The sequence below is a fragment of the Paenibacillus sp. FSL M7-1046 genome, from assembly GCF_038007405.1.
In the GTDB taxonomy this organism is placed as follows: Bacteria; Bacillota; Bacilli; order Paenibacillales; family Paenibacillaceae; genus Paenibacillus_AQ.
The window spans coordinates 6317252-6342275 of record NZ_JBBOXB010000001.1 but is presented as its reverse complement, the minus strand read 5'-3'; the positions used below and the strand labels follow the sequence as shown (position 1 = coordinate 6342275).

Here is a 25024-nt window from a genome sequence, read left to right as displayed (position 1 = left end):
CTCTATGACAAGGAACACAACCATCGGTCTGCTTGCCCATGTTGATGCCGGGAAAACGACCTTCGCCGAGCAGCTGCTCTATCATACGGAGGCCATCCGCAGCCGGGGCAGAGTGGATCATAAAGATACGTTTTTAGATACGCATGAGATTGAAAAAGCGCGTGGAATCACGGTATTTGCCGACCAGGCGGAATTCAGTATTGGGGATTCGCGCTACTTTCTACTGGACACGCCCGGGCATGTCGATTTCTCGCCGGAGATGGAGCGAGCTCTGCAGATTCTCGACTACGCGGTAGTCATTGTAAGTGCTGTTGAAGGTGTGGAAGGCCATACAGAGACCGTATGGCAGCTGCTGTGCCGGCATGGAATTCCGACCTTTTTCTTCATCAATAAAACCGACCGGGCCGGCGCTGACCCGCAGCGTGTATTGAATGAAATCCGCTTACAGCTCAGCAGGGATGCCTTCATGCTGCCGGAACTTCAGGAAACCGGAGTAGACGAAGAACTCAAGTCATTTATGGCCGAACGCGATGAGCGGCTGTTTGAGGCTTATCTGGACGGAAGTCTAAACGATTCTGACTGGCTCGAAGCGCTCGTCGCTTTAGTCCTTCACGGCAAAATCTTTCCGTGTATGTCTGGTTCTGCCTTGCTGGATGAGGGCATCGACAGCTTTCTCCGCAACCTGGATGCTTTGGTACATACTGAATATGATTACCAGCAGCCTTTTTCAGGAAGAGTATATAAGATACGCCATGATGATAAGGGAACACGGATCACTTACATTAAAGCACTGCAAGGCGTGCTTAAATCAAGAGAGGAGCTGGCTTACGGTCCTGCTCAGGAACGGATAGCGGAACGGATTACCGGTATCCGCAAAATTTACGGGGCTAAGACAACAGCAGCAGAATGGGGCGCTGCGGGAGAGCTGTTTGCGGTCACGGGATTAACAGCCGCTAAGCCTGGAGAAGGCGTCGGGTTGCTGCAGGCTCACCTCAGCAGCGGGCTTGTCCCGACATTGAAATCAAAGGTGCGGTTTGAACCGCCTGTGCATCTTAAGGAAGTGCATACTGCCTTCCAGCAGCTGGGTGCGGAAGACCCGTCGCTGAATGTGAGCTGGGATGAGGAATTGCAGGAACTGCATATTCAGGTGATGGGGCAAATTCAGTTGGAGATTCTGGAGCAGATTATGCGCGAACGCTTCAGTATCCCGGTGACATTTGGCGATCCGGAGATTCTGTATATGGAGACGATCCAGAACACAGTGTGCGGTTGCGGCCATTTTGAACCGCTCGGCCATTACGCCGAGGTGCATCTGAAGCTTGAGCCCGGCGCGCGCGGCAGCGGTATCTCTGTTCAGAATGAGTGCCACCCCGACGATTTAGCTGCCGGCTACCAGCACCAGATTAAACAATATTTGCTGGAAAGCCGGCATCGTGGCCTGCTTACCGGCTCACCGCTGACGGATCTGCGTATCACCTTGCTAAGTGGAAGAGCGCATAATAAGCACACCCACGGCGGGGATTTCCGGGAAGCCGCATTCCGGGCTTTGCGTCAAGGACTGGAGCAGGCGGAGAATATTTTGCTGGAGCCGGTGTATGCGCTCAAGATCAGGATAAATATCGATCATGTGGGCAAAGTAATGGCGGATATCCAGCAGGCTAGCGGGAGTTTTGCCGCACCCGAGATGACGGATCAAGTGGCAGTCGTCACGGGTACAGTGCCTGTCGCTACCTTTATGAACTATTCCGTCAGACTGGCCTCAATGACGCAGGGCAAAGGCTCATTGTCGCTAAGGGTTGCCGGTTATCAGGATTGCCATGAACCGGAAACCGTTATCCTAAATAAACAATACAATAAAAATGCCGACCCGGCTTACACCTCCATTTCGATTTTTTGCGCGAAAGGGCAAGCTTTCTCCGTACCTTGGGATGAAGCGGAGAAACATATGCATGTGAAACGGCAATGGTAAGCACCCGCTGGCAGATTGCAACGAGGACATATGTCCTTTCCGTAGCAAGAAATTTCGCTTTTAATTAAAAGAGCAAAGGCCAAGATTTTGAGGGGGATTTACATGACAGTAACGATAGACAAGATCGCTTGGATTCACATCGTGGAAGGTAAAATATTGGCTGCCCGTTCCCACGGAAAGGATACCTATTATTTTCCCGGCGGGAAACGGGAACCGGGTGAAACCGACAATGAGACGTTAATCCGGGAGATCGAAGAGGAATTAACGGTCCGGCTTGTGCCGGACAGTATCCGGCCTTTTGGCACTTATGAAGCAGCGGCCCATGGCAAAGAGGAAGGCGTGCTTGTCCAGATGACCTGTCTCACCGCAGATTACTCAGGGCAGCTTGCTCCGGCAGCGGAAATTGCAGAATTGGCATGGCTTAGCTATAAAGACAGGGAACATGTTTCCGCTGTCAGTATGATCATTTTTGACCAATTGCATGAAATGAAGCTGCTCTCCTAATATTGCTTTTCCAGGCCCGTTTCAGCCAATACCATGGCTTGAAACGGGCTTTCGATTTATTGTCCTGTCGCTTCCAAATCAACTCTTTGCTCCACTTAGGACATATGTCCTTCACGGATAACGCAAGATGTCATTTAATTAAAGCAGAGATCACATAGAGGAGAGAGAAGCAATGAGAGGAATTATTTTTGCATTCTTGGCCGGGGCCTGCATTACGCTGCAAGGGGTAGCCAACGCCCGCATCAGCCAGGATATAGGCACGTGGCAGGCAGCAACGATCACCCAATTAACGGGCTTTATTATGGCCTTTATCATCCTGCTGTTCGTTAGAGACGGGAAGAAACAAGGCTTCAAGCTGGTCAAACCCTTGTATTTAACAGGAGGTGCATTCGCCGCTTTTATTATTTTTAGCGAAGTGACCGCAATTCAGAATATCGGTGTTACCTTTACCATATCGGCACTACTGATCGCGCAGCTGCTCCTTACATTTTTGATAGATAGTAACGGATGGTTCGGTGTGGCGAAGCAGAAGATGCGGCTGCCGCAATTTATCGGAATCGGAATGATGATCTTGGGTGTGGTCATTCTTAAGTTCTAGCCTTGGAGGGAAAGCCGGCCATGAAGGAAATTCAAGACCAAGGTCTGCTGCAGACCTATTTGCAGAAACATCAGCTGGAGCAGATTCTCATTGAACCGCTGAGGGCGCATCTGTCGCTGTACAGCTTTGCGCAGGGGGAAACGATTTGCTTCAAAGGAGATCCTTCCGAGTCGCTGTACGTGCTGGTTAAAGGTAAACTCAAGATTTATACGACGACGGCCGAGGGCAAGACGCTGATTATTTCCTTCAAGACACCGCTTGAGCTAATCGGGGATGTTGAATACATTCAGGGAACAGAATTGCTGAACACGGTTGAAGCCGTATCGCCGGTTCATATGATTTGCATACCGTACAGATGGCTGAAAAAATACGGGCAGAACCATCCGCCCTTGCTGCAATTTTTGCTGGAGATTATTACTCAGAAATTCTACAGAAAATCCGATTTCCTCAGCTTGAACCTGATGCACCCCGTTGAGGTACGGCTGGCGAGTTATCTTTTATCCATTACCTATGATGAATCCGATCCTCAATTTACGGGGCAATTAAGCACGATTAATCTGGTGGATACGGCGAATTTTATTAGCACCAGCTATAGGCATTTGAACAGGGTAATCCAGAAGTTCTGCCAGCAGGGGCTGACCGAGCGCAGCAAAGGCTACATTCTGGTGAAGGACCGGGAAGGCCTTAGCAGGCTGGCGCACCGTAATATTTATGAGTAAACCACACCATACTGATGAACATAAAGAAGATAAAAAAGGAGTAATAGATAATGATACTGGGACTACTACTGGCCATGTTTGCCGGGGCGCTTGTGAGCCTGCAGAACATATTCAACAGCAAAGTAAATGAACATACGGGATCATGGTCCACAACAACATTGGTACTGGGGATGGGTTTTATTGCTTCACTGGTAATGGGGCTGATCGTGGAAGGCAAAAATATGTTCACTCTTCAGCATATGCAGCCCTGGTACTGGATCAGCGGAATGATCGGTGTCGGTGTGGTCATCTGTCTGGTGCAGGCCACCAGGCTGCTTGGAGCAACATATGCGATTTCGATTGTACTAACGTCTCAGCTCGGCTTCGCCCTGCTGTGGGATTCACTGGGCTGGCTCGGTCTGGCCAAGGTTCCGTTCACGTTGAATCAGCTCATAGGTGTTCTGGTGATTGTAGGCGGAATTCTGGTCTTCAAATTAGGAGGGGGCCGCGATCCGCAAAAGTCTGCCGAACCCCGCAAGCAGCGGCAAGCACTGCATACTGATTAATAGCGGTTATTCTTAGGCTTAGGTCTTTTTTGCAGCAAAAAGCGCGCACCGTATGGTTACGGTTACGCGCTTTTTTTTGTAACAGCTCTAGTGGAGTGCTTTACTGCCGAGCAGTGCATTTTTCCACTTGCTGTAGACCATCCAGGCGTCTCCATTGTCCAGTAAATGCTTGCAAGTATACACGCCTTCTTCTATAGAATTGACCTTTCCGGCCACGTGAAGCCGGGCAGCACCGTTCAACAGCGTCTGATTGTAGAAGGCCATATGCCCGCCTCCCTGAAGCACTGCTTCAGCCGTCAGCAGCTGCCGCTGGGGAGTCCAGTCCATTTCAGGCACTACGGTTTCAAGTCCCAGGGCATCAGGATCAATGATATCCAGCTGCGCTGTGCCGTTCGCTATGGAGTATACACGGTTCGGGCGGTCGATATAGAGATCCTCGGAGCCTTCCACTCCTTGAACAACCAGCCCTTTTTGATAGCCGAGCTTCACAATCAGCCTGGAAATCCGGTCGAACACAGTATTATGATAGATCCCGAATACGATGTAAGGAGAACAAGAATAGTCGATCAATTTCTCGGCAGTATTCAGGATCGTTCTCATGCCAATGTCTTCCCGGAGGCCGCGAATAGCTCCAATCGGAGGGCACCACTGCTCAGCCTTGGCGAAGAGGACGCCGCTTTCTTCTGCAGCTTCGATCGCGTCTGTCCGGGACAGCCTGGCAATCTCAATACCGGAGGCTTGAATAATGTCCTGCAGCGTAACCCCCCACTTGGGCGGCAAGGAAGGGGAACCATGCAGTGTCACCGGCACTCCCGCAGCAGACAGCAAGAAGGCGGTAGGGAAGGTGGCGACAAAAGAATTCGTTCTGCCGTCATAAGGCCCGGCACAATCGAGGCCCTGCTGAACCGGCTCCCGGTGGGCAGCCTTGCGGCAGACCGTTACGAAGGCTTCCAGCTCCTCGATGCTTTCCAGCTTGATGCGCTCCGCAATTAGAAAGGCGCCAATCTGCACGGGAGAGGCCGTCTGGCCCAGAATGGATTCCGCAGCATAATAAGCTTCATCATAGCTTAAATCCCGGGCACCCCGTTTGCCTCTGGCAACTTCTTTTAGAATATTGATCATATGGGATTCTCCTTAAGTTTGATCCTGCAGCAGCTGATATACTTTAACAATCGACGTGGCGACATCAACCATACGCTTGCGTTCATTCATCGCCTGCTTGCGAAGAAGGTCATAGGCTTCGGATTCACTGATGTTCTTCGCTTTGGAGAGAATGCCTTTAGCCATATCAATCCATTTGCGCTCTTCGATCCGGGACAGCAACTGCTCCCGCTCCTTCAGCCATTGATGGCGTTCGAAGCACTGCTTGGCGCTGAAATGAAGAATCCAGTGAATCTCCTGCGGGTGCATAAAGGGGGATAATATCCCGTCGACCCTAATATTGTCTTCACAGGCCGAGACAGATAATGTCGCGGTCAGGGAGGTGCACCACCAGACCATTGGCGCAATTTTGTGCTGGATCAGCGGGGTGCTCCATTCATTGATTTCGGTGATAGGCAGATGAAGAATGGAGGCATCGGCATCGCTGATCAGGGCCAAGGCCTGTTCCGGAGTATCAGCTACCTCGACCACATAACCGCAGGAGCGAAGAATGACGTCCGGGCTCCGGGACGAGAGCGTTTCTGTATCGTTCTCTGTTGTACCATTATGAATGACGAGCAGGGAATGCATAGTTTGACGCTCCTTTTACATCGTAATGATCGACGTCATAGATCTACTCTTGAACGTACTTATATAAGTTATAATGTTATATTATATAACACATATTTAGCGATGTTGTCGATAAATTAAATATATAAAAATTTATATGTCATAATTGTTGACGTATTACGAATTCATGTAGTATAGTCATTTTAACAAATTCATCAAATCTACGAATACAACGTTGTATTCGGTCGAAGCGGCAATGGCGCCTGCTCTCACATCTGTTACCTGGAAACGTAAGTTTCCGGCCGGAGTGAAGCGGGCTATTTCTGTTGTCTACATGGAGAGGAGAGAGACATATGTCAGCAATACGCAAAAAACTGATACTGGTCGGAAACGGGATGGCGGGGGTACGGGCGATCGAACATTTGCTCAAATTGGCTCCTGAGGCTTACGAGATTACGATTTTTGGTTCCGAGCCGCATCCGAACTATAACCGGATTATGTTATCTTCTGTCCTCGCAGGCGGAGCCAGCATGGATGAGATTATTATCAATGACCTTGAATGGTACCGCAGTTTCAATATTACGCTGTATACGGGCCACACTGTCACTTCCATAGATACTGTGGAGCGTAAAGTATATACGGATAAAGGGATCGAAGCCCGCTATGATGAGCTGATTCTGGCCACCGGCTCTAACCCGTTCATGTTGCCGCTGCCCGGAGCAGAGAAGGAAGGGGTCATCGCATTCCGCGATATTAAGGACACCCGGATTATGCAGGAAACTTCGCAAAAGTATAAAAAAGCGCTGGTCATCGGCGGCGGACTGCTTGGTCTGGAGGCGGCAAGAGGACTGCTGCACCTGGGGATGGAGGTTTCGGTTGTACACATCCATGATTATATTATGGAACGCCAACTGGATGAAGCGGCTTCGGTGATGCTCCGCAAAGAGCTGGAAGAACAGGGCATGAAGTTCCTGCTGAAGAAGCAGTCAGAGGCGATTCTCGGTAAAAAAAGAGTTAAAGGTCTGCTGTTCACTGATGGTGAAGTGGCCGAAACCGATCTGATCGTGATGGCAGTCGGCATCAAGCCGAATATTGAGCTGGCACGCAAGAGCTCTATTAAGATTAACCGCGGCATCATTGTGAATGATTATCTGGAAACCAACATTCCCGGAATCTATGCGGTCGGAGAATGTGCAGAGCACCGGGGTATTGCTTACGGACTCGTAGCTCCGTTATATGAGCAGGGGGCTGTGCTCGCCAAGAGACTGGCGGGTGTTCCGACTGAAGGCTACACAGGCTCTATTACCTCGACCAAGCTGAAAGTATCCGGGGTCGATGTATTCTCCGCAGGCCAGTTCACGGAGCAGCCGGGGTCAAGAGCTTTACGCTATCAGGATGAGATCGACGGAGTCTATAAAAAGCTGGTCATTCAGGACGACAAGCTGATCGGTGCCGTCTTGTTCGGCGATACGAATGACGGGGCACAGCTATTCTCCATGATTAAGAAAAGCGAGAATATTAAGGGGAAGGAAAAAGAACTGCTGCTTGGGATTTCCGGCGATGCCCTTGCCTCGCCCAAAGGAAACCGGCTGGAAGGCATGGCTGATGACGAGATCATCTGCGGCTGCAACGGTGTGTCCAAAGGGGCGATAGCCGAGGCTATTCAATCCGGGGGCTGCACCAGCGTAGGCCAGATCAAAGCCTGCACGAAAGCTTCCGCCTCTTGCGGCGGCTGCAAACCGCTGGTAGAGGGGCTGCTGCAGCTCTATGCCGGTGATCATGTGGTCACAGTCAAGGAAGGCATCTGCGGCTGCACTACGCTTGGACGCGACGAAATTGTCGCCGAGATCAAGCGGATGGAACTGAAGACAGTCAAGGAAGTCATCAATGTACTGGATTGGAGTAATGAAGAGGGCTGTGCCAAATGCCGTCCTTCATTGAATTACTATTTGGGGATGCTCTGGCCTGAAGAATATGTGGATGAGAAGGAATCCCGGTACACGAATGAACGCTACCACGCCAATATCCAGAAAGATGGCACTTACTCGGTGGTACCGCGAATTTACGGAGGTGTGACCTCACCGGCTGAGCTGATCAAGATTGCAGAGGTTGCCGCGAAGTTCGAGGTTCCACTGGTGAAGTTCACCGGCGGGCAAAGACTTGATTTGCTCGGCGTCAAGAAGGAGGATCTGCCGAAGATGTGGGAAGAGCTGGATATGGCTTCCGGGCATGCCTACGGCAAGACACTCCGGACGGTCAAAACCTGTGTCGGCTCCACCTATTGCCGGTTCGGTACGCAAGATGCTCTTGGTATGGGCATTCGCTTAGAGAAAGCTTTCGAACGGCTGAATACGCCGGGTAAGGTGAAGCTTGCGGTCTCCGGCTGTCCGCGAAACTGTGCGGAAGCGACGATTAAGGATTTCGGCGTTGTCGCCATTGATGGCGGCTGGGAGCTGCATATCGGGGGCAACGGCGGTGTACATGTACGGGCAACAGATCTCCTCTGCGTAGTGAAGACCGATGATGAAGTGCTGGAGTGGGCCAGTGCATTTCTGCAATATTACCGGGAGAATGCAGGCTGGAACGAACGGACAGCCCAGTGGGTCGAACGTGTGGGTCTAGACAGCATTAAGCAGGCCTTAGAGCTTAAGGAAGAACGGCTGGCGCTACAGGAAAGAATTCAGAAGACGCTCAGTCTCACCACCGATCCGTGGAAACAAATTGTTAATGAGCCGGAGCTGCGCAAAAATTTCGAAGAACTCTCACAACCCGAGACGGTATAAGGAGGCCACTGCTATGACTATGACCAAAATGCTTGTTGGTAATTTGACGGATATCGACATCAGAGGCTCGCGCAAGTTCAAGGTGGGAGACAAGGAGATAGCCTTGTTCCGTCTCTCCGGTGGTGAGGTGCTGGCTGTTGAGAATAAATGTCCGCACAAAGGCGGAGTCTTATCGGAAGGAATGGTTTGCGGTTCAAAGGTGCATTGTCCGCTCCACGACTGGCGGATTGACCTTCATAGCGGTGCGGTACAGGCACCCGATTCTGGTCATGTGACAACCTATGAGGTCGAGATAGATCCCGGCAGCGGGCATATCTATCTGACCATCTAGTACAGATAAAAATTACAGGGGGGATAATCATGGATTATGTGAAGCCTAGCGAAGTGTTGTCCTCAATGATCGAAGCCGGCAAGGCCAAAGCGGAGCTGAGCATCACGCAGCTTATTGTACGCGGCAGCCTCGGCGGAGCGATACTGGCGTGTGCGACTACCTTAGCTTTTACAGCAACAGCCCAAACTAAGATACCTATGATCGGAGCACTTTTATTCCCTGTAGGCTTTGTAATGATTATTCTGCTTGGACTGGAGCTCGTTACCGGCAGCTTTGCTTTGATTCCGCTGGCGGTGCTGGAGAAAAAGACGTCAACAGGCCGGATGCTGAACAATTTCTTCTGGGTAATTATCGGGCACTTAATCGGCTGTGCAGTATATGCAGCATTATATGGCCTCACCATTACAAAAATGGGGACCGATATGTCAAATCCGCTAATTCAGACGTTGATAACAACGAGTGAAGGCAAAACAACGGCCTATAAGAGTATGGGGGCAGAGGGGATGACGCTTGCCTTTATCAAGGCGATGCTCTGCAACTGGATGGTTACGCTCGGGGCAGTGATGGCAATGACCTCCAACTCCACAGCCGGAAAAATACTGGCGATGTGGTTGCCGATCCTAACGTTCTTCGGTCAAGGCTTTGAGCACACGGTGGTCAATATGTTCGTGATTCCTGCCGGAATGCTGCTAGGGGCAAAAGTCAGCTTTGGAGACTGGTGGATCTGGAACGGCATCCCCGTTCTGCTCGGAAATTTTCTCGGCGGGGTGCTGTTTACGGGCCTGTTGTTCTATCTTTCGCAAAAAAGCTTTAAGCCCGGAGCTTCTTCCACAGCGGAGCAGCAGTCCGGACGGAGAAATGTCGTTATCTCAAGCACAGCGGTATTGGAGAAAAGCCTATGAAACAGGGGAGTATAAGTATTGTTGGAGCAGGACCGGGGGATCCGGAGCTGATTACAGTTAAAGCGCTGCGGCGCATTCAGACTGCGGATGTTATTCTCTATGACCGGCTGGTGAATGAAGAATTGCTCGCTTATGGCAGGAAGGAGGCACTGCGCATCTATTGCGGCAAAGCGCCGGGCCAGCATTCCATGCCGCAGGAAGGTATCGAAAGGCTGATGATAAAACATGCTTCCGCCGGCAGCCATGTTGTCCGCTTAAAGGGCGGTGATCCCTTCGTCTTCGGACGGGGCGGGGAAGAAGCGCTTGCCTCTGCTGCTGCGGGAATTCCCTACGAGGTCATTCCCGGCATTACTTCGGCCATCGGCGCAGCGGCTTCCGCTGGAATTCCATTGACTCATCGCGGTCTGGCCGCTTCATTTGCCATCGTAACCGGCAGCCGCTGTCACGATCATGCTGCTCCTGTCCGCTGGGATGCACTTGCTCACAGCGTGGACACCCTTGTCATTTACATGGGGGTAAGCCATTTGGGCGGGATCCGCGAACAGCTGCTGAAGCATGGGAAGGATGCTGCAACTCCTGTAGCGCTGATCGAGAATGGGACTACAGCCCGTGAGCGGACAGTGACCGGTACGCTTGGCAACATCGACAAGCTGGCCACAGCTATGAAGATCAGCAATCCGGCACTTATTATCATCGGTGAAGCGGTGAAAGTAAGAGAACAGCTGCTGGCTCTGGAGAATGCCGCACGTTCGCAAATTGGATAATCACACGAAATATAATTTTTAGGAACTGTCAATATGTAAGTGAGTGCAGTCACAGGCCCCGGTTGAATATAAAATCTATACTTATTCCATAATCTATTTAGGAGCAACCTGCTCTAAAGGAGAGTGGAGGATATGCAAATTCAACTGGATCCCTTAACTTCCGGACGACTTGAAGAAAGTCTTAATGATAAACCCGGATCCTTCAAATTGTTCTATGACACGGAAGATTGCGGCTGCAACGGTGTTTTGGTTTTGTTGATCGTAAATGAACCTAATACAACGGATATCGTCTTCCAGCAGCAACCGTTCGTCTTTCTCTGCGACCGCCAGCAGGAATCATTATTTGATGAAGTGATGACTCTGAAAGCCGACGAACATTATCCATCCTACAAGCTGACAAGTGATTCCACTTTATTCGGAAGCAATATCAGAGTGAGAGATGCCCGGGTATGATCCTTTCCTCGGGACAAGAACGGGGTCCCTTTTCCAGCGATGTACTCCTGGGATTTCTGTAAAGTGCATTCCTAATTAAGCCAGGCAGGCTCAATCTCTCAGAGTCCAGCTGTTTCCACTTTCTTCATATAATTTTGACTGTGTACAATAAACTCTGCGGCCACTGGAGAAACGTACTGAAAGTCACGTACGGCAAGTACGACCTCGCGAGTTATGGCTGGTCGAAGGGGGACAGCCGTCACTTTTGGCAATACCTCCGGCATGAACAGTTCGGGCAGGATAGTGACTCCGACCCTTTCCTGCACCATGGAGAGGATTGTGGCCGGATCCCTCACCTCGAAGGTGACATTCGGTACATTACCATGCGCCTGTAACAGTTTTTGGATGCCGTAGTCTTTAACCATAATAAAGCATTTGCCCCTCAGTTGGTCGAAAGTGAGAAACGGTTCATCTTTCAGCGGACTATCGCTTGAAACAAACACCTTCATTTGATCCTGAAGCAATGGAAACGTATGAAGCTCTTTGTCAGGCGTGGTGGTAAAGCCGACATCTATTACGGAGCCGGAGATCCAGCTGTGAATCTCTTCGTAGCTCCCCTCAAACAAGACAATATCAATCTGAGGAAACTGCTCCCGGAACGAACCGATTAAGCCGGGAAGCACCTTAGCGGATACACTGGGAATGACTCCGATGCGAAGTGTTCCTGCTTCCAATCCCAAGGAAGCAGAGGATTCCTCTCTCATGCATGATGTAATACGCAAAATTTCCCGGGCATGCTGAATCATCCGTTCACCGATGTAACTCGTGGAGATGCCGCGCCGGTTGCGGTGAAACAACAAGATTCCCAATTCCTTCTCCAGGCTGTTGATCATTTGCGATACCGCCGACTGCGTAAACCCCAATGCATCAGCCGCTCTGGTGAAATTTTTGTGCTCCGATACTGCAATTAGAACTTGTAGCTGCGTAAGTGTCATGTTTCCTCCTTTGACATTAGTAAATACTTATTAACTATATAATAAAGCATAATTTCACTAATGGTATACTGCGTCGTATACTCTACCTTGTGAGCAGTGAATCAACTGTAAAAAGGGAGGAATATTTTATGCATCCTGAGTGGAAGAGCATCTGTAATGATTTTATCCAGGCAACCTCTTACGCTGTCGGCGATTTGGAAAAAGGATGGGCGGCAAAGTACGACTTTTCGAAAGCTCCGCCTACGTATTTGCGGTATGAAGAGGCTATTGTGCATATCCCATTGGGAAATCCGGACTTTCCGGAAGCTCCAGCCCTGTGGGAGCTGCTGAACAACCGCCGTACCAAGCGTAATTTCACCAATGAGCCACTTTCATTGAACGAATTAAACCTATTGCTCTGGGGAACACAGGGAATCACTGCAAATATGGAGGGGTATAAACTTCGGACAACGCCTTCCGCAGGAGCACTTTATCCGATTGAAACTTATCTGCTGGTGAATAACGTGGTAGGATTGGAAAAAGGACTGTATCACCTGGATGTGGAGCGATGGACCTTGGAAGGGTTAAAACTGGAGGACGTAGCACAGGTTGCCTATCTGTTTACAGAGGAGCAGGAGATGACCCGCCGGGCGGCTGTTAACTTTGTTTGGACCGCTATGGTTGGACGCACGGAAGACAAGTACAACGAACGGGCATATCGGTACATATGGTGGGATGCAGGCCATGTCTCACAGAATCTTCATATTGTCGGGAACGGGTTGGGGTTGGGGGTAGCCACCATAGGTCACTGGTTCGACAAAAACATGAACGAGTATCTGGGCATCGACGGGAGCAGTCATCTCTCTGTTCTGATGGCATCCGTCGGCAAAATAACGGGAAAAGGCTGGAAGCATGATAGACGGCCTACTTAAGTAGCGTAAGAGAAGGAGATGAAGAGCGGAAAGTGTCAGGGATTCGCTTGGTTTCGGGGTAACGATCTCTTACTGGGAATCCTTGGAGGCCATTAAAAATTGGAAAGCAAACGAAACGCATGGGTTAGCACAGGAAAAAGGGAAAACGGATTGGTACGAAAATTACATCACAAGAATTTGTAAAGTAGAAAGAGAATACTCCCTAAATGAATTGTGAAAAGATCTTTTCCTAAATCTAAATCGTCGAGCGAATGCTGAGTGAGATGGAGTAAAATATCATCTGTATGCCAAAAAACCACCTGTCTCAGCATTTCAGCAGAGGTGGGTTTTTGGCATGTTCATTCGCGATGTTTAATAAGCCGTCCAGCCGCCATCTGCTACGATGACGGTTCCGTTCACGAAACTGGATTCATCGGAAGCAAGGAACAGCGCTACTTGAGCAATTTCTTCCGGTTTGCCGACCCGGGGGTTCAGGGCCAGTCCTGGCTGGGTACGCCCCATACCAAATTGACTAATGTTTGTCATTGTAGAGCCAATATTAGTCTCAACTGCGCCTGGTGCAATAGCATTGCAGCGGATTCCCTGCTGGGCATACATGAAGCCGGTATTCTTGGTGAAACCCACAACGGCATGTTTAGAAGCGGTATAGGTAGCACCGGCCCGGGCACCGTTTAATCCGCCGGCTGAGGCGACGTTGATGATTACCCCTTTTTGTTTGTCAAGAAAGATAGGGAGAGCTTTGCGCGTTGAGAGCATCACGGAGTTCGTATTGATTGCGAAGACACGGTCCCATTTGTCATCTTCAATATCTCCGGCCGGTTCGAAATTATCCATAATTCCGGCATTGTTCACCAGAATATCCAATGTGCCATAGGTATTCACTGTAGTATCTATCAAATTCTGAATCTCTGCTTCGGACGCTACATTCGCCTTTACTGCAATAGCCTGGCCTCCGGCTGACTTGATTTCGTCCACAGTTCCTTGGGCAGCTTCTTCATGAATATCTGAGACTACTACCTTGGCACCTTCTTTTGCATAAAGAATGGCGATTGCCTTACCCATTCCTGAAGCCGCACCCGTAACCACAGCTACCTTGTCCTGAAGTCTCATCTGATTTCCTCCAATGTCGCGAATATCTTCCAAACGCTAGTATCTTTTAAAGGTATCCAGTTTATGCAGAATCACTGTGCTGTACCTGTGGATCACTTCCTCAGGTTTATTTGCATGTTATCTGCTTTATGTTATTCTGGAAATAATTATGGAGTTTACAGGGAAGGAAGAGAGCAATTGTGAAGTTTATCGGACTGGATATCGGAACGACTTCAATTTCCGGATTGGTGTATGATCTGGAGCAGCGAACAGTGCTTCATACCCTTTCGGATGAGGGAGGAAATACCCCTACTGGCTCGGCAGAGTGGGAAAGGCTGCAGGACCCTGAAATAATTATCCTGCAAGTGGAAGATATTCTGGAGCAACTGGTATCATGGGAACCGGATGTGTCCGGGATAGGCCTGACTGGACAAATGCACGGTATCTTATATGTAAATAGAAATGGGCAACATGTCAGTCCGCTTTATACTTGGCAAGATGGCAGAGGTGGGCTTCCTTGTGATGCTTCGCTTTCCTATGCACAGAAACTGAGTGAATCGACCAGCTACCCGGTCGCTCCTGGCTACGGGCTGGCAACACACTATTATAACCTGCTGCATGATCTTGTTCCGAATGATGCCTCCAGCTTCTGTACGATTGCCGATTATGTGGCATTAAGGTTAGCAGGGTGCGATGTGCCAAGAATCGACGCAACACAAGCTGCTGCGATTGGCTGCTACAGCTTCCTTCTAAATGATTTTGACCGGACAGCCCTTGCTGAGGCAGGAATTGATCCTAAGGTGCTGCCACCGGTTGTACCCTCAGGAACGGTAGTAGGACTCACGTCTCACGGAATTCCTGTATACACCTCACTCGGAGATAATCAGGCAAGCTTTCTGGGAAGTGTTCCGGCTCCCGACCGATCGCTGCTGCTGAACATTGGAACAGGTAGCCAGTTGTCGGTGCTGCTGCCGGAGGGTATGGAGCAAGTAGACGGAATGGAAATGCGGCCTTATCCCGGCGGTGGTGTGCTCATGGTAGGTGCTGCACTCAGCGGAGGCAAATCCTACGCTCTTTTGGAGCATTTTTTCCGGCAAATCATCGAAGCATATACCGGAGAAGCAGCGGAAGAAGTATACGGTATAATGGATCGGCTGTTAAAGGATAATCCGGCGGGTAGCCAGGGGTTAACGGTACACTCACAGTTCCTTGGAACCCGTTCAAACCCTAGTACACGCGGAAGCATGGAAGGCATTTCGCTGGACAATTTCACTCCCGGCAAACTTGCCCATGCCTTTCTGGAGGGGATGGTTGATGAGTTGCACGTATTCTATACGGCTCTTGGGATGAAAACCGGCAGAACCTACGATTATATAGTCGGCTCTGGTAACGCACTGCGTGCCAACACAGTATTATGTGCCAAAGTCCGGTCGGCGTTCAGGCTTCCTTTTAGTCTGAGTAGCTCACAGGAAGAAGCGGCAGTGGGTGCGGCATTATGCGCAGCGGTAGGATCAGGTTACCTGAGCAGCTTCAGAGAAGCCGGAGAATACATAACGCTGGAACAAAGCAATCAAACCTGCGAGGTAGAGATAAGCAGCAAGGATAAACTTCGTCTGATGGACAAATACGGATTGTCTGCTCCAGAGCCACGGGAATCTGTTATACCGTTAATTAGTGATGCTGAAGAAGCAGAGCGTGCAGAACTTCCTTACACGCAGAGTGCAGATTCAATGGAATCTGCTCCCCGGCTAATCCCTGTACTACCCGGGCAATCCATTGGCCCGCTGCGATTGGGAATGACCGAAGCGGAGATCGCGAAAGCCTCGGCGGACTTCCCGATATTTTATAAAGTAGAATATAACGGCGCCGGAGCGGCTATATTCATCGAAATAGCCAATCCTGGAGAAGAGTGGACCTGCAGTTTTGGCGGAAGTGATCTATTTGCTACCATGGCTGAGAAGCTGGTAGTTATTCTGGATCAATTATCTCCCTATGACCGGAATCCTGCGGAAACCGGATGCACCTACACTTTTCCGCAGCTTGGTCTGACGTTATGGCGGTCCGATGGCCTTAGCGAAGCAGATCTGCTTACTGAAGAGTATTTGTCGCTTCCTCCCGATATTTATGAGGATGAGAAACGGCTGCTGTATTTTGAATCGGTGTCAGTGTTTGTTCTATTAAAGGAGGATAACGATGAAACGGATGCCTTTTGAACGTCCAACCGAACATTATGATACGCGGATCACTGATATTGATGAGAAAATCTGTGCGCTAATCAAGCAACGGAAAGATATCTCCGGCAATAATCCGGGGTTTCCGCCCTTAGAGCAAATCTCTAACTGGGCGGCGGATTTCGAACTCTACGAGGATTTGTTAAAATCAGTATTTGGAACCTTGTTAAGTGAAGAGCATTTTAAACCCTTGATTGAGCCTTCCGGATTCAGACAACATATTCCCGTACTTCAGTCCATTGAGCAGGGTGATTATTTCTACACACTGACTTCCATGCGGCAATACAGCAATGCCAGCGTAATTACATTCAATATAGATTGGGATGTTACAGTAGATGATCTGATCAGACATTCCTATAAGCATCACAAACATTTTGAACTTGATCTGGGTGAAGCTTATGACTGCCGAATGTCAGATGGCGGTAGTTCAACGGGGCATGCCGCTTATAATTATGTGATCTCCCCGCCATTACCCGACAATATTTCGGGTGTGGAACTAAAGTTTAAGGAATACAGCAAACCCTTCAAGAACAACGAAACAGGAACTGAAATTGTTTTTAGCGTGAAATGATGCTGAGTTATCTCTTTATCGCCCCGCGATGTTTCCATAATGGACTTAACAGACAACCTGCGAATATAAGCATATTTATACCTATCGTAATCAGGAACACCGTGCGCGGTCCCGACAGCTCGGAGATCCAGCCCGACGCTATAATGGCGAAGGGCATTCCCAGCTTGAAGATTGATCCCGTAATTCCGCTGACCCGGCCAATTAGCTGATAAGGTGTCGTCTCCTGGCGGAACGTCCAGATGCTCACTGTGCTTATTGTCTCAAACAAACCGTATAGAAACAGACCGAAGGCAAGTACATAAGCAGAGTGCGACCAATAAAAGATGATACTCGTCAATCCGACGCATAAACTGGATAACGTAATCAACTGTCCAACAGTGAAATAACCCCGTAACTTACCGATCAGCAGGCTTCCTGCCAGTCCTCCGATTCCAGCAGCCGAGAAAACGAGGCCAAGTAGCGCATTTCCGAGCTTCAGTTCATCTTTTGCAAAAAAGATAATTGTCGTATCCACCATCCCGGAAGTGCTGTTCAGAAAAATAACGGCGATCGTCATCGTCCATAACAACCGGTTCGTGCGTAATTCAATCCAGCCTGCATGCAGCTCTTTCCAGAAACCGTCACGCTTCGAAGAAGGCGAGGCGGTCTCTTCATGGGTTCTAATACAGGAAAGTGTAATGAAGGCCAAGGTGAAAGCAATCGCTGTAATCAGCAGAGATACATGGAGATTGGGTAGAATGAGCAAGAAGCCGCTTAATACGGGTCCGGCGATCCCGACAAAGGTCGTCACGAAATTGTAGGAAGCATTTGCCGGTGTGAGCATGGACTCGGGAAGCGACTGCTTCACCATGGCAACCCGGGCGTTAGAATAGGCATACCCAAAGGTCATCAGCAGAAAACCCGCAATGTACAACAGCCAAAGAGAATGAATCCCCATTTCGATAGCCGCATACAACCCCGCAAGAATTACGATCTGCAGCAGAATAGCTGTTAAAGACCACCTTTTCTTATGTACCCTGTCTACCAGCACGCCAATGAACATCGCGAGCAGCAAATTTGGCAGGTATTCAATGCCTCGCATCGTAGACATAACCACGGAGGACTTCGTGAGATCATACAAGATGAGCGGTAGGGCCAGCTCATAGATCTTGTTCCCCAGCGCCATGATCGCACCTGTCCCAAGTAAAATCATAAAAGCCGGACTGCGCCAAATGGATATCACCGGCTGTGCTTGCGTTATGTTGGATGACATTAGTTCATACACGCTCCTCTTTACGGATGGAATGACTCAAATTATACTTTTAGAAAAGTGGTAGTAAAATAGAAAAGTTAATTTATTGATTTCGCCTTTTAGAGGAGTGACGATGATGGATATTGAAGATCATTACTTAACGCTGCATAAACAATATGAGTCAAAACCGGATAAAACCTGGTTTCCCGTGTCGATGGATGAGCTGTCGGTTATCTTTGACTGCACGCGCCGCAATACGCAATTTCTCGTCCAGAAGCTGAAGGAGCATGGTTATATTGACTGGAAATCGGGACTGGGCAGGGGGAATACTTCACAGCTTGTACTTCTCCGGGACAAAGAAGAGCTGATTCTGGAAAAAGCGCGCAGACGGGCACTGCAAGGCCGGATTCGTGAAGCCTTCGAATGTCTGCAGGACAGCGGTGGCGAATCTCTGCACACGCAGTTCCACAGCTGGCTTGGTGACCAGTTTGGCATGCATAAACAGCGGAGGGATGAAGATGTGCTGCGGTTTCCCTTTTACAGGCCCGTGCCTGATCTTAATCCGCTGACAGTTGTCCGGAGAACAGAAGCACATATGATCCGCCAGTTGTTTGATACATTGGTGGAATACGATCCGCAGCAGCAGACGCTGAAGCCTGGACTTGCCCATCACTGGGAGTGTGACGAAACGAAAAGCCGCTGGACCTTTTATTTGCGCAAGGGCGTGATGTTCCATCATGGTAAAAGGCTGACGGCGGAGGATGTGCGCTTTACTTTCGAGCGTATCAGGAACTGGAGTGCCGGCGATTTTCTGGCACAAAGTGTGCTGCAGGTGGAGATGAAGAGTACGTATAGTGTTTGTTTCCAGCTGGCTGAGCCGAATGCGCTGTTTGCGCATTTTATAGCCACCGAAAGATTTTCGATCATCCCGAATGATTTGGAACAGATAGCTGCGAGACATGACTTCGCCAGGCTGCCAGTGGGCACCGGCCCATTTCAAATGACGGAGAATAATGAATCCATCCTGGTGCTGGAGGCCAATGAACGTTATTTTAATGGACGGCCTTTCTTGGACCGGATTGAAATGTGGGTGTGGCCTAATTACGAAGAACAGCTGCGGAGCAGGGAGCGGTCTTCGGATCAAACACAGCTGTTGTATTTTGAAGCGCTTAGCAAGGGGGATTCTGACCGGACATTGAACCAATATGAGCTGGGCAGTACATTGCTAACGTTCAATTTGTCCAAAGACGGAGTAGTGCAAGACAGGCGATTACGGGAGGCGATACATCTTGCACTGGACCGGAAGCAAATGATTCGGGAGCTGCAGGGGAAAAGAGCCGTGACTTCTTCAGGCTTTGATCCCGGGTGGAATGACCCCGCATATGGGAATAGCACTGATTTGGATGCAGCCAAAGAACTGCTGCGATCATCTACTTATGCCGGTGAAGTCTTGCAGCTGTACACCTATGAGTACTTCAGCAATGAAGAGGATGTGCGCTGGATCCGGCAGGAGTGCGGCAAGCTGGGCGTTAAGGTGGAAATAAATGTGCTGCCTATTCTGGAACTTTCGCAAGCCGGGGTGATCGTGCAGGCAGATATGGTCTTCGTTGGCGAAGTGCTGGGCGGGCAGCCCTCGATTGCTTTAATTGAGATGTACCGGTCTCCTAACGGTTATATCCGCAACCATTTAGATGCTGCCACGTTGGCAAAAGCCGATGGACGAATCCAGGAAGCTCTGGGAACTGCCGATCCGGAGCAGAGAATGCAGATTTTGCGCGGGATCGAGGCGGAGCTGAAGCGGGAGTTCAGTGTGCTTTTTATGTATCATAGTGTGCAGACTGTCGGGCATGAGAAGTCGCTGCACGGGATCGAGATGAATGCCTGGGGCAAAATCAACTACAAGGAAATATGGATTAAGTAAGAACATATAATAGCTTCAAGAAGGTTTATTATATTCCAAAACGATCAAAATATATTGTAAAACGATAAATTATATGTTAAATTCAAAACGGTAATGCTTCATTGAAAAAGGAAGGCTAAAAGCTGCCCGGGGAGGAGATAACATCATTGAAACCAATAACACAACTTCTGCATTTTGGCTATCATCAGGCGATGAGCTGCATTTTTCCGATTGCGATCTTTGGGACCTTAGCTCTTTCCGGTGTAATAGATGTGCCTTTCGTTTACCGTTATGATGCCATTCTTTTCGTATTGCTTACTGTGCAGTACCTCATGTACCGCAGTGGATTAGAGACATGGGATGAGATTAAAGTGATCTGTATATTTCACTGTATTGGACTGTTGCTGGAAATATATAAGGTGAGTATGGGATCATGGTCATACCCGGAGCCCGGGCTTACGAAGGTATTTGGTGTACCGCTCTATAGCGGTTTTATGTATGCAAGTGTTGCAAGTTTTATGTGCCAGATATGGCGTAGACTGAAGATGGACATGACCGGCTGGCCGGGGCTTACTTCTGCGGGATTACTGGGAGGAGCCATCTATCTGAACTTTTTCACACATCATTTCATTCCTGATTTTCGCTGGTGGCTGACGGCGCTTGTGCTCATTGTTTTTTGGAAAACTTGGATCATCTACCGGGTACGGACCGTCACATATCGAATGCCCTTGACACTGGCTTTTTTCATCGTAGGTTTTTTTATCTGGTTAGCCGAAAATATAGCTACATTCTTTAATGCCTGGAAATATCCTGACCAGTACCAAGCCTGGCAAGTGGTTAGCTTCAGTAAGATCAGCTCATGGTTCCTGCTGGTCATCATCAGCGTTATTATTGTGGCCCAACTAAAACATGTTAAAGCGAACCGTATTACAAAAGGGTAGGGGCCAGCAAGATTAAGTAAACGGGACACGATTGTACAATAAAACAGTGGCAGTCCAGGACAATATTCTCGTCCTGGCTGCCGCTGTTTTTTGTTGTGTTCAGGAAACGCAGCGCATGAGGCCGGACTGGATTATTATTACATAATTCTTTCCCTAGTGAAAATTAGTTTGACATTAGAAACAAATGCCTTTATTTTTATATATATAAATAAGTTTCATCAGGGAAACATATTTTCCTTAATGCACATTATTGAATCTTATCTATTCTATGAACCAGGAGGAGAAACAAATGAGGAACCTATGGGTGGAGAGAACGAGAAAATTAGGTGTGGGTGCATTGCTGTCTTTGGCACTTGTAATCACGGCCTGTGGTGAAAAGGAGAGCGGGAACGCAGCAGAAGGGACAGGCAAAGACACCATTGCTGTGGTTACGACCATTTCACAGATTGCAGAGCCTATAACGATTATTGGCGGAGATAAAGTACAGGTACAGAGTCTTATGGGACCTGGTGTGGATCCCCATCTGTATAATGCCACTCAAGGAGATATAGCCAAGCTGGGAGGTGCAGATCTGGTCCTGTACAGCGGCTTGCATCTGGAGGGCCAAATGCATGAGGTGTTCCAAGAGATCGGCAAAACGAGGCCGACGGTAGCGATATCTGAGAGTATCCCGGAAGACCAGCTGCTCAAAAATGAACTGGGAGACACGGACCCCCATGTATGGTTTGATATTGACCTCTGGAAGCAGGCCCTCGGCAATGCAGCAGAGGAGCTGAAGAAGCTGGCCCCGGAGCATAAAGAATATTTTGAGAGTAATAAAGCGAAATACTTCGCAGAGCTAGACATGCTGAACACGGATTCAAAAGCCAAATTGGCACAGATTCCTGAAGCCCAGCGGACTCTGGTTACCGCGCATGATGCATTCAGCTATTTTGGCCGGGCAAATGGTATTGAGGTAATAGGCTTGCAGGGACTGAGTACAGAGGATGAATTTGGCGTCTCTGACATTAACGATACCATTGACTTGCTGATTCAGAACAAAATTCCTGCCGTATTCGTAGAAAGCAGTATTAACCCGAAATCCATAGAGGCCGTGATTGAAGGAGCCAAGAGCAAGGGGCTGGAGGTCAAGCTCGGCGGTGAGCTGTTCTCCGATGCCATGGGCAATGCAGATACCGTTGAGGGTACTTATCTGGGAATGTATAAACATAATGTGGAGACGATCTATACTGCACTCAGCGGGGGAGGGAAATAAGATGAGCGATGTTCTAGTAGAAGGCTTAAATGCCTCTTACCGGCAAAATAAAGTACTGCACGATGTTTCCTTCAAGGTACAGCCCGGCACGCTTACGGCGATCATCGGCCCGAACGGTGCCGGGAAATCGACCCTGCTCAAAGTGATGCTGGGCCTGCATCCCAAGCTGTCGGGCACCGTATCCTTTTACGGCTCCGCCTTCTCCAAGGTGAAATCACGTATCGGTTATGTGCCGCAGCGGGGCTCCGTGGATTGGGATTTCCCGACGGATGCGCTGGATGTAGTCATGATGGGACTGTATGGCAAAGTTGGGTGGCTGAAATGGCCCAAAGCCAGTCACCGGCAGCAGGCATTACACGCCCTGGACCAGATGGGGATGACTGATTACGCGCACCGCCAGATCAGCCAGCTGTCCGGCGGGCAGCAGCAGCGGGTGTTTCTGGCCAGGGCGCTGGTACAGGATTCTGACCTTTATTTTCTGGATGAGCCCTTGGCCGGGGTAGATGCCGCGACGGAGAAGGCGATTATGACGACACTCCAGCTATTGAAGGAGCAGGGCAAAACAGTGATGGTCGTACATCATGATCTGCATACGGTAGAGGAGTATTTCGACCACGTGCTGCTGTTGAACCGTACGATTGTAGCCCACGGAAGTACCCGTGAGGCGTTTACCCAAGAGCAAGTGTACCGTGCCTATGGAGGTTCGCTTCGCTGGATCGGAGGAACCTAATGGATATAACCGGCATCTCACCCAACACACTCTGGGTATTATTTAGTACTTTAATTCTTGGGATCGCCTCAGGGTTGATCGGTTGTCTGGCGTACTGGAAACGGCAAAGTCTGATGAGCGACGCCCTTTCCCATGCGGCTTTGCCGGGAATTGTGATTGCTTTTACGATCGTTGGTGTCAAAAGCGTTCCGGCAATGATCGCCGGAGCGGCGCTAAGCGCAGTGCTCGGTTTTCTCTTTATCCAGTGGATTCAATCGTCCACCAAAATTAAAGAGGATACGGCGATGGGAATCGTGCTGTCGATCTTTTTCGGACTTGGAATCATGCTGTTGTCCATTGTAAACCGGACGGCAGGCGGAGGCCAGAGCGGTCTGGATTCCTTCATATTTGGCCAGGCAGCTTCCATGACCGGTAAAGATGTTAAGATCATGCTGGTGCTGGCATTGATTGTGATCGCGTTCATATGGATCGGTTTCAAGGAGTGGAAGCTGTTTCTGTTCGATGCGGATTTTGCCAAGGGGCTGGGCTTGTCCGGGCGGGTGATGAACGGGATGTATATGAGTATGCTGATTCTTGTTATTGTCATCGGGATTCAGGCGGTAGGTGTCATCCTGATGTCGGCTCTCCTGATTATTCCCCCGGTAAGTGCGCGATACTGGACCCAGTCCTTCAAGCGGATGCTTATCATTTCCGCTGTATTCGGCGGGGGTGCCGGGGCCGCAGGAACATGGGTCAGCACACTGGGAAAAGGCTGGCCGACAGGACCCTTTATCGTTCTGTTCTCGTCTTCGCTGTTCCTTGTGTCGCTTGTCTTTGGCTTTCAGAAAGGCTGGCTGGCGAAGCTTCTTCACCTGCGGGCGCAAAAGAAAAAATCGGCGGAATCAGCACATCTGCATACGCCTGAGGAGGGGAAAGCGGTATGAGCTACACAGCCTGGATCTTACTTACAGCTTCACTTGTGGGCCTAACCTGCGGGATAATTGGAACATTCCTCATCCTTAGAGGAATGGCAATGATGGCGGATGCCATCAGCCATAGTGTGCTGCTGGGGATCGTCGTTGCCTTCCTGATCACCAAGCAGCTGAGCGGCGGACATATGCTGATCGGCTCCATCATCGCCGGTCTGCTGACAGCCATGCTGGTCCAATTCCTGCACTCCCGCGGCGTAGCCCAGGATGCTTCCATTGGTGTAGTCTTCACCACATTGTTCGCAGTCGGTGTAGTTCTGATTGCAACAAAGGTAGGGAATGCACATCTGGATGTAAAACACGCATTGATGGGTGAAATTACATTTGTTCCGTGGAATACAGTGGAGCTGCCTTGGATAGGTGCCGTTCCTCAAGCAACGCTAATGCTGTTCATTGTACTCATTATTGTTCTTGCCGTTATTCTTGCATTGTATAAAGAATGGAAGATTACATCGTTTGACCCGGCGCTTGCGGCCAGTCTTGGACTTCCAGTCGTATTGATGCATTATCTGTTCATGACGCTTGTATCGGTAACAACGGTGGCCTCATTTGATGCCGTCGGGGCAATTATGGTCGTAGCCATGCTGATTACCCCGGCTGCGTCCGCTTATCTGTGGACAGACCGTCTTTCAGTCATGCTGATGCTCAGCGCCGGTTTTGGCGTCCTCTCTGCAGTCGCGGGTTACTATATTGCAGTGTGGCTGGACACCTCAATTTCAGGCTCCATGGCCTTTGCTACCGGACTTGTATTTATAGCAAGCTTCCTTGGTTCTCCGTCAAGCGGCGTGTTGTCCAGGTTTTTCCGGGCTCCAGCAGTGATCGAGGAATAACATAAGCCAGCGTTGCGAGCTTGTGTCATACGAATATGAAGATCCCCATTTTATTGCTCAAGGGCGATAGAACGGGGATTTTTAGGTTGAAGCAACACCGAATCTACCGAGTCCA

24 protein-coding genes and 1 pseudogene are annotated in these 25024 nt (G+C 49.5%); 20 read left to right on the top strand and 5 right to left on the bottom strand.

Annotation, left to right across the window (positions count from 1 at the left end):
• Nucleotides 1–4: 4 nt before the first annotated feature.
• The 5 genes from NYE29_RS28160 to NYE29_RS28140 all read left to right on the top strand — a co-directional run bounded on the left by NYE29_RS28160 (nucleotide 5) and on the right by NYE29_RS28140 (nucleotide 4335).
• Nucleotides 5–1969 (top strand): translation factor GTPase family protein, encoded by a 1965-nt coding sequence (locus NYE29_RS28160; RefSeq protein ID WP_340898434.1) that lies wholly within the window; start codon nucleotides 5–7, stop codon nucleotides 1967–1969.
• A gap of 102 nt (nucleotides 1970–2071) precedes the next feature.
• Nucleotides 2072–2473: an NUDIX hydrolase gene (locus NYE29_RS28155; RefSeq protein WP_340898433.1), complete on the top strand. Its 402-nt coding sequence runs from the start codon at nucleotides 2072–2074 to the stop codon at nucleotides 2471–2473.
• Nucleotides 2474–2645: 172 nt separating this feature from the next.
• Nucleotides 2646–3071: a DMT family transporter gene (locus NYE29_RS28150; RefSeq protein WP_340898432.1), complete on the top strand. Its 426-nt coding sequence runs from the start codon at nucleotides 2646–2648 to the stop codon at nucleotides 3069–3071.
• A 20-nt stretch (nucleotides 3072–3091) separates the two neighbouring features.
• Complete coding sequence (locus NYE29_RS28145; protein WP_340898431.1) at nucleotides 3092–3790, top strand: Crp/Fnr family transcriptional regulator; 699 nt, start codon at nucleotides 3092–3094, stop codon at nucleotides 3788–3790.
• A gap of 50 nt (nucleotides 3791–3840) precedes the next feature.
• Entirely contained in the window at nucleotides 3841–4335 is a 495-nt protein-coding gene (locus tag NYE29_RS28140) for a DMT family transporter (protein ID WP_340898429.1), read from the top strand.
• Between the two features lie 87 nt (nucleotides 4336–4422).
• On the opposite strand, the gene NYE29_RS28135 is transcribed toward NYE29_RS28140, so the two are convergent.
• Nucleotides 4423–5457, bottom strand: a complete 1035-nt coding sequence (locus tag NYE29_RS28135) for an anthranilate phosphoribosyltransferase (protein ID WP_340898428.1) — start codon at nucleotides 5455–5457, stop codon at nucleotides 4423–4425.
• 12 nt (nucleotides 5458–5469) lie between these two features.
• Nucleotides 5470–6066, bottom strand: coding sequence for an ANTAR domain-containing response regulator (locus tag NYE29_RS28130; RefSeq protein ID WP_076109353.1), 597 nt, complete (start codon nucleotides 6064–6066; stop codon nucleotides 5470–5472).
• Between the two features lie 332 nt (nucleotides 6067–6398).
• Between NYE29_RS28130 and nirB the strand changes: the two genes are divergently transcribed.
• From nirB to NYE29_RS28105, 5 genes are all read left to right on the top strand, one after another.
• Nucleotides 6399–8828, top strand: a complete 2430-nt coding sequence (gene nirB / locus NYE29_RS28125) for a nitrite reductase large subunit NirB (RefSeq protein WP_076109354.1) — start codon at nucleotides 6399–6401, stop codon at nucleotides 8826–8828.
• A gap of 19 nt (nucleotides 8829–8847) precedes the next feature.
• The gene (gene nirD / locus NYE29_RS28120; RefSeq protein WP_076109413.1) at nucleotides 8848–9159 is read left to right on the top strand and encodes a nitrite reductase small subunit NirD; all 312 of its coding nucleotides are present in this window, start codon (nucleotides 8848–8850) and stop codon (nucleotides 9157–9159) included.
• Between the two features lie 29 nt (nucleotides 9160–9188).
• On the top strand, nucleotides 9189–10061 hold the full coding sequence (locus NYE29_RS28115; RefSeq protein WP_076109355.1) for a formate/nitrite transporter family protein: 873 nt from the start codon (nucleotides 9189–9191) through the stop codon (nucleotides 10059–10061).
• Nucleotides 10058–10825 (top strand): uroporphyrinogen-III C-methyltransferase, encoded by a 768-nt coding sequence (gene cobA / locus NYE29_RS28110; RefSeq protein ID WP_076109356.1) that lies wholly within the window; start codon nucleotides 10058–10060, stop codon nucleotides 10823–10825. The genes NYE29_RS28115 and cobA overlap by 4 nt, the downstream gene beginning before the upstream one ends.
• Before the next feature lie 132 nt (nucleotides 10826–10957).
• On the top strand, nucleotides 10958–11278 hold the full coding sequence (locus NYE29_RS28105) for an iron-sulfur cluster biosynthesis family protein (RefSeq protein ID WP_340898426.1): 321 nt from the start codon (nucleotides 10958–10960) through the stop codon (nucleotides 11276–11278).
• A gap of 98 nt (nucleotides 11279–11376) precedes the next feature.
• Here NYE29_RS28105 and NYE29_RS28100 read toward each other — a convergent pair whose 3' ends face one another.
• Complete coding sequence (locus NYE29_RS28100) at nucleotides 11377–12252, bottom strand: LysR family transcriptional regulator (RefSeq protein ID WP_340898424.1); 876 nt, start codon at nucleotides 12250–12252, stop codon at nucleotides 11377–11379.
• A gap of 128 nt (nucleotides 12253–12380) precedes the next feature.
• Here NYE29_RS28100 and NYE29_RS28095 point away from each other — a divergent pair, with 128 nt between their 5' ends.
• Both NYE29_RS28095 and NYE29_RS28090 read left to right on the top strand, forming a co-directional pair.
• A complete protein-coding gene (locus NYE29_RS28095; RefSeq protein ID WP_340898422.1) occupies nucleotides 12381–13163 on the top strand; it encodes a SagB/ThcOx family dehydrogenase in 783 nt (260 codons plus the stop codon).
• Nucleotides 13164–13191: 28 nt separating this feature from the next.
• Nucleotides 13192–13380, top strand: a pseudogene (locus NYE29_RS28090) (antibiotic biosynthesis monooxygenase family protein); the annotation flags it as partial.
• A gap of 134 nt (nucleotides 13381–13514) precedes the next feature.
• Here NYE29_RS28090 and NYE29_RS28085 read toward each other — a convergent pair.
• Complete coding sequence (locus NYE29_RS28085) at nucleotides 13515–14273, bottom strand: SDR family oxidoreductase (RefSeq protein WP_340898420.1); 759 nt, start codon at nucleotides 14271–14273, stop codon at nucleotides 13515–13517.
• Between the two features lie 179 nt (nucleotides 14274–14452).
• Between NYE29_RS28085 and NYE29_RS28080 the strand changes: the two genes are divergently transcribed.
• Both NYE29_RS28080 and NYE29_RS28075 read left to right on the top strand, forming a co-directional pair.
• Entirely contained in the window at nucleotides 14453–16465 is a 2013-nt protein-coding gene (locus NYE29_RS28080; protein ID WP_340898419.1) for a sedoheptulokinase, read from the top strand.
• Nucleotides 16446–17054 carry a hypothetical protein gene (locus NYE29_RS28075; RefSeq protein WP_340898418.1) on the top strand — a complete coding sequence of 203 codons (609 nt, stop codon included), beginning with the start codon at nucleotides 16446–16448 and terminating at the stop codon, nucleotides 17052–17054. Before NYE29_RS28080 ends, NYE29_RS28075 begins: the two co-directional genes overlap by 20 nt.
• Nucleotides 17055–17061: 7 nt before the next feature.
• Here NYE29_RS28075 and NYE29_RS28070 read toward each other — a convergent pair whose 3' ends face one another.
• Nucleotides 17062–18306: an MFS transporter gene (locus tag NYE29_RS28070; protein WP_340898417.1), complete on the bottom strand. Its 1245-nt coding sequence runs from the start codon at nucleotides 18304–18306 to the stop codon at nucleotides 17062–17064.
• Between the two features lie 115 nt (nucleotides 18307–18421).
• Here NYE29_RS28070 and NYE29_RS28065 point away from each other — a divergent pair, with 115 nt between their 5' ends.
• The 6 genes from NYE29_RS28065 (at nucleotide 18422) to NYE29_RS28040 (ending at nucleotide 24909) form a co-directional block, all read left to right on the top strand.
• Nucleotides 18422–20206 carry an SgrR family transcriptional regulator gene (locus NYE29_RS28065; RefSeq protein WP_340898416.1) on the top strand — a complete coding sequence of 595 codons (1785 nt, stop codon included), beginning with the start codon at nucleotides 18422–18424 and terminating at the stop codon, nucleotides 20204–20206.
• Nucleotides 20207–20352: 146 nt separating this feature from the next.
• Entirely contained in the window at nucleotides 20353–21126 is a 774-nt protein-coding gene (locus NYE29_RS28060; protein WP_340898415.1) for a DUF817 domain-containing protein, read from the top strand.
• Between the two features lie 289 nt (nucleotides 21127–21415).
• Entirely contained in the window at nucleotides 21416–22381 is a 966-nt protein-coding gene (locus NYE29_RS28055) for a metal ABC transporter solute-binding protein, Zn/Mn family (RefSeq protein ID WP_340898414.1), read from the top strand.
• A 1-nt stretch (nucleotide 22382) separates the two neighbouring features.
• Nucleotides 22383–23111 (top strand): metal ABC transporter ATP-binding protein, encoded by a 729-nt coding sequence (locus tag NYE29_RS28050; RefSeq protein WP_340898412.1) that lies wholly within the window; start codon nucleotides 22383–22385, stop codon nucleotides 23109–23111.
• A complete protein-coding gene (locus tag NYE29_RS28045) occupies nucleotides 23111–24034 on the top strand; it encodes a metal ABC transporter permease (protein WP_340898410.1) in 924 nt (307 codons plus the stop codon). Before NYE29_RS28050 ends, NYE29_RS28045 begins: the two co-directional genes overlap by 1 nt.
• Complete coding sequence (locus tag NYE29_RS28040) at nucleotides 24031–24909, top strand: metal ABC transporter permease (protein ID WP_340898408.1); 879 nt, start codon at nucleotides 24031–24033, stop codon at nucleotides 24907–24909. Before NYE29_RS28045 ends, NYE29_RS28040 begins: the two co-directional genes overlap by 4 nt.
• The last annotated feature ends 115 nt before the right edge of the window (nucleotides 24910–25024 follow it).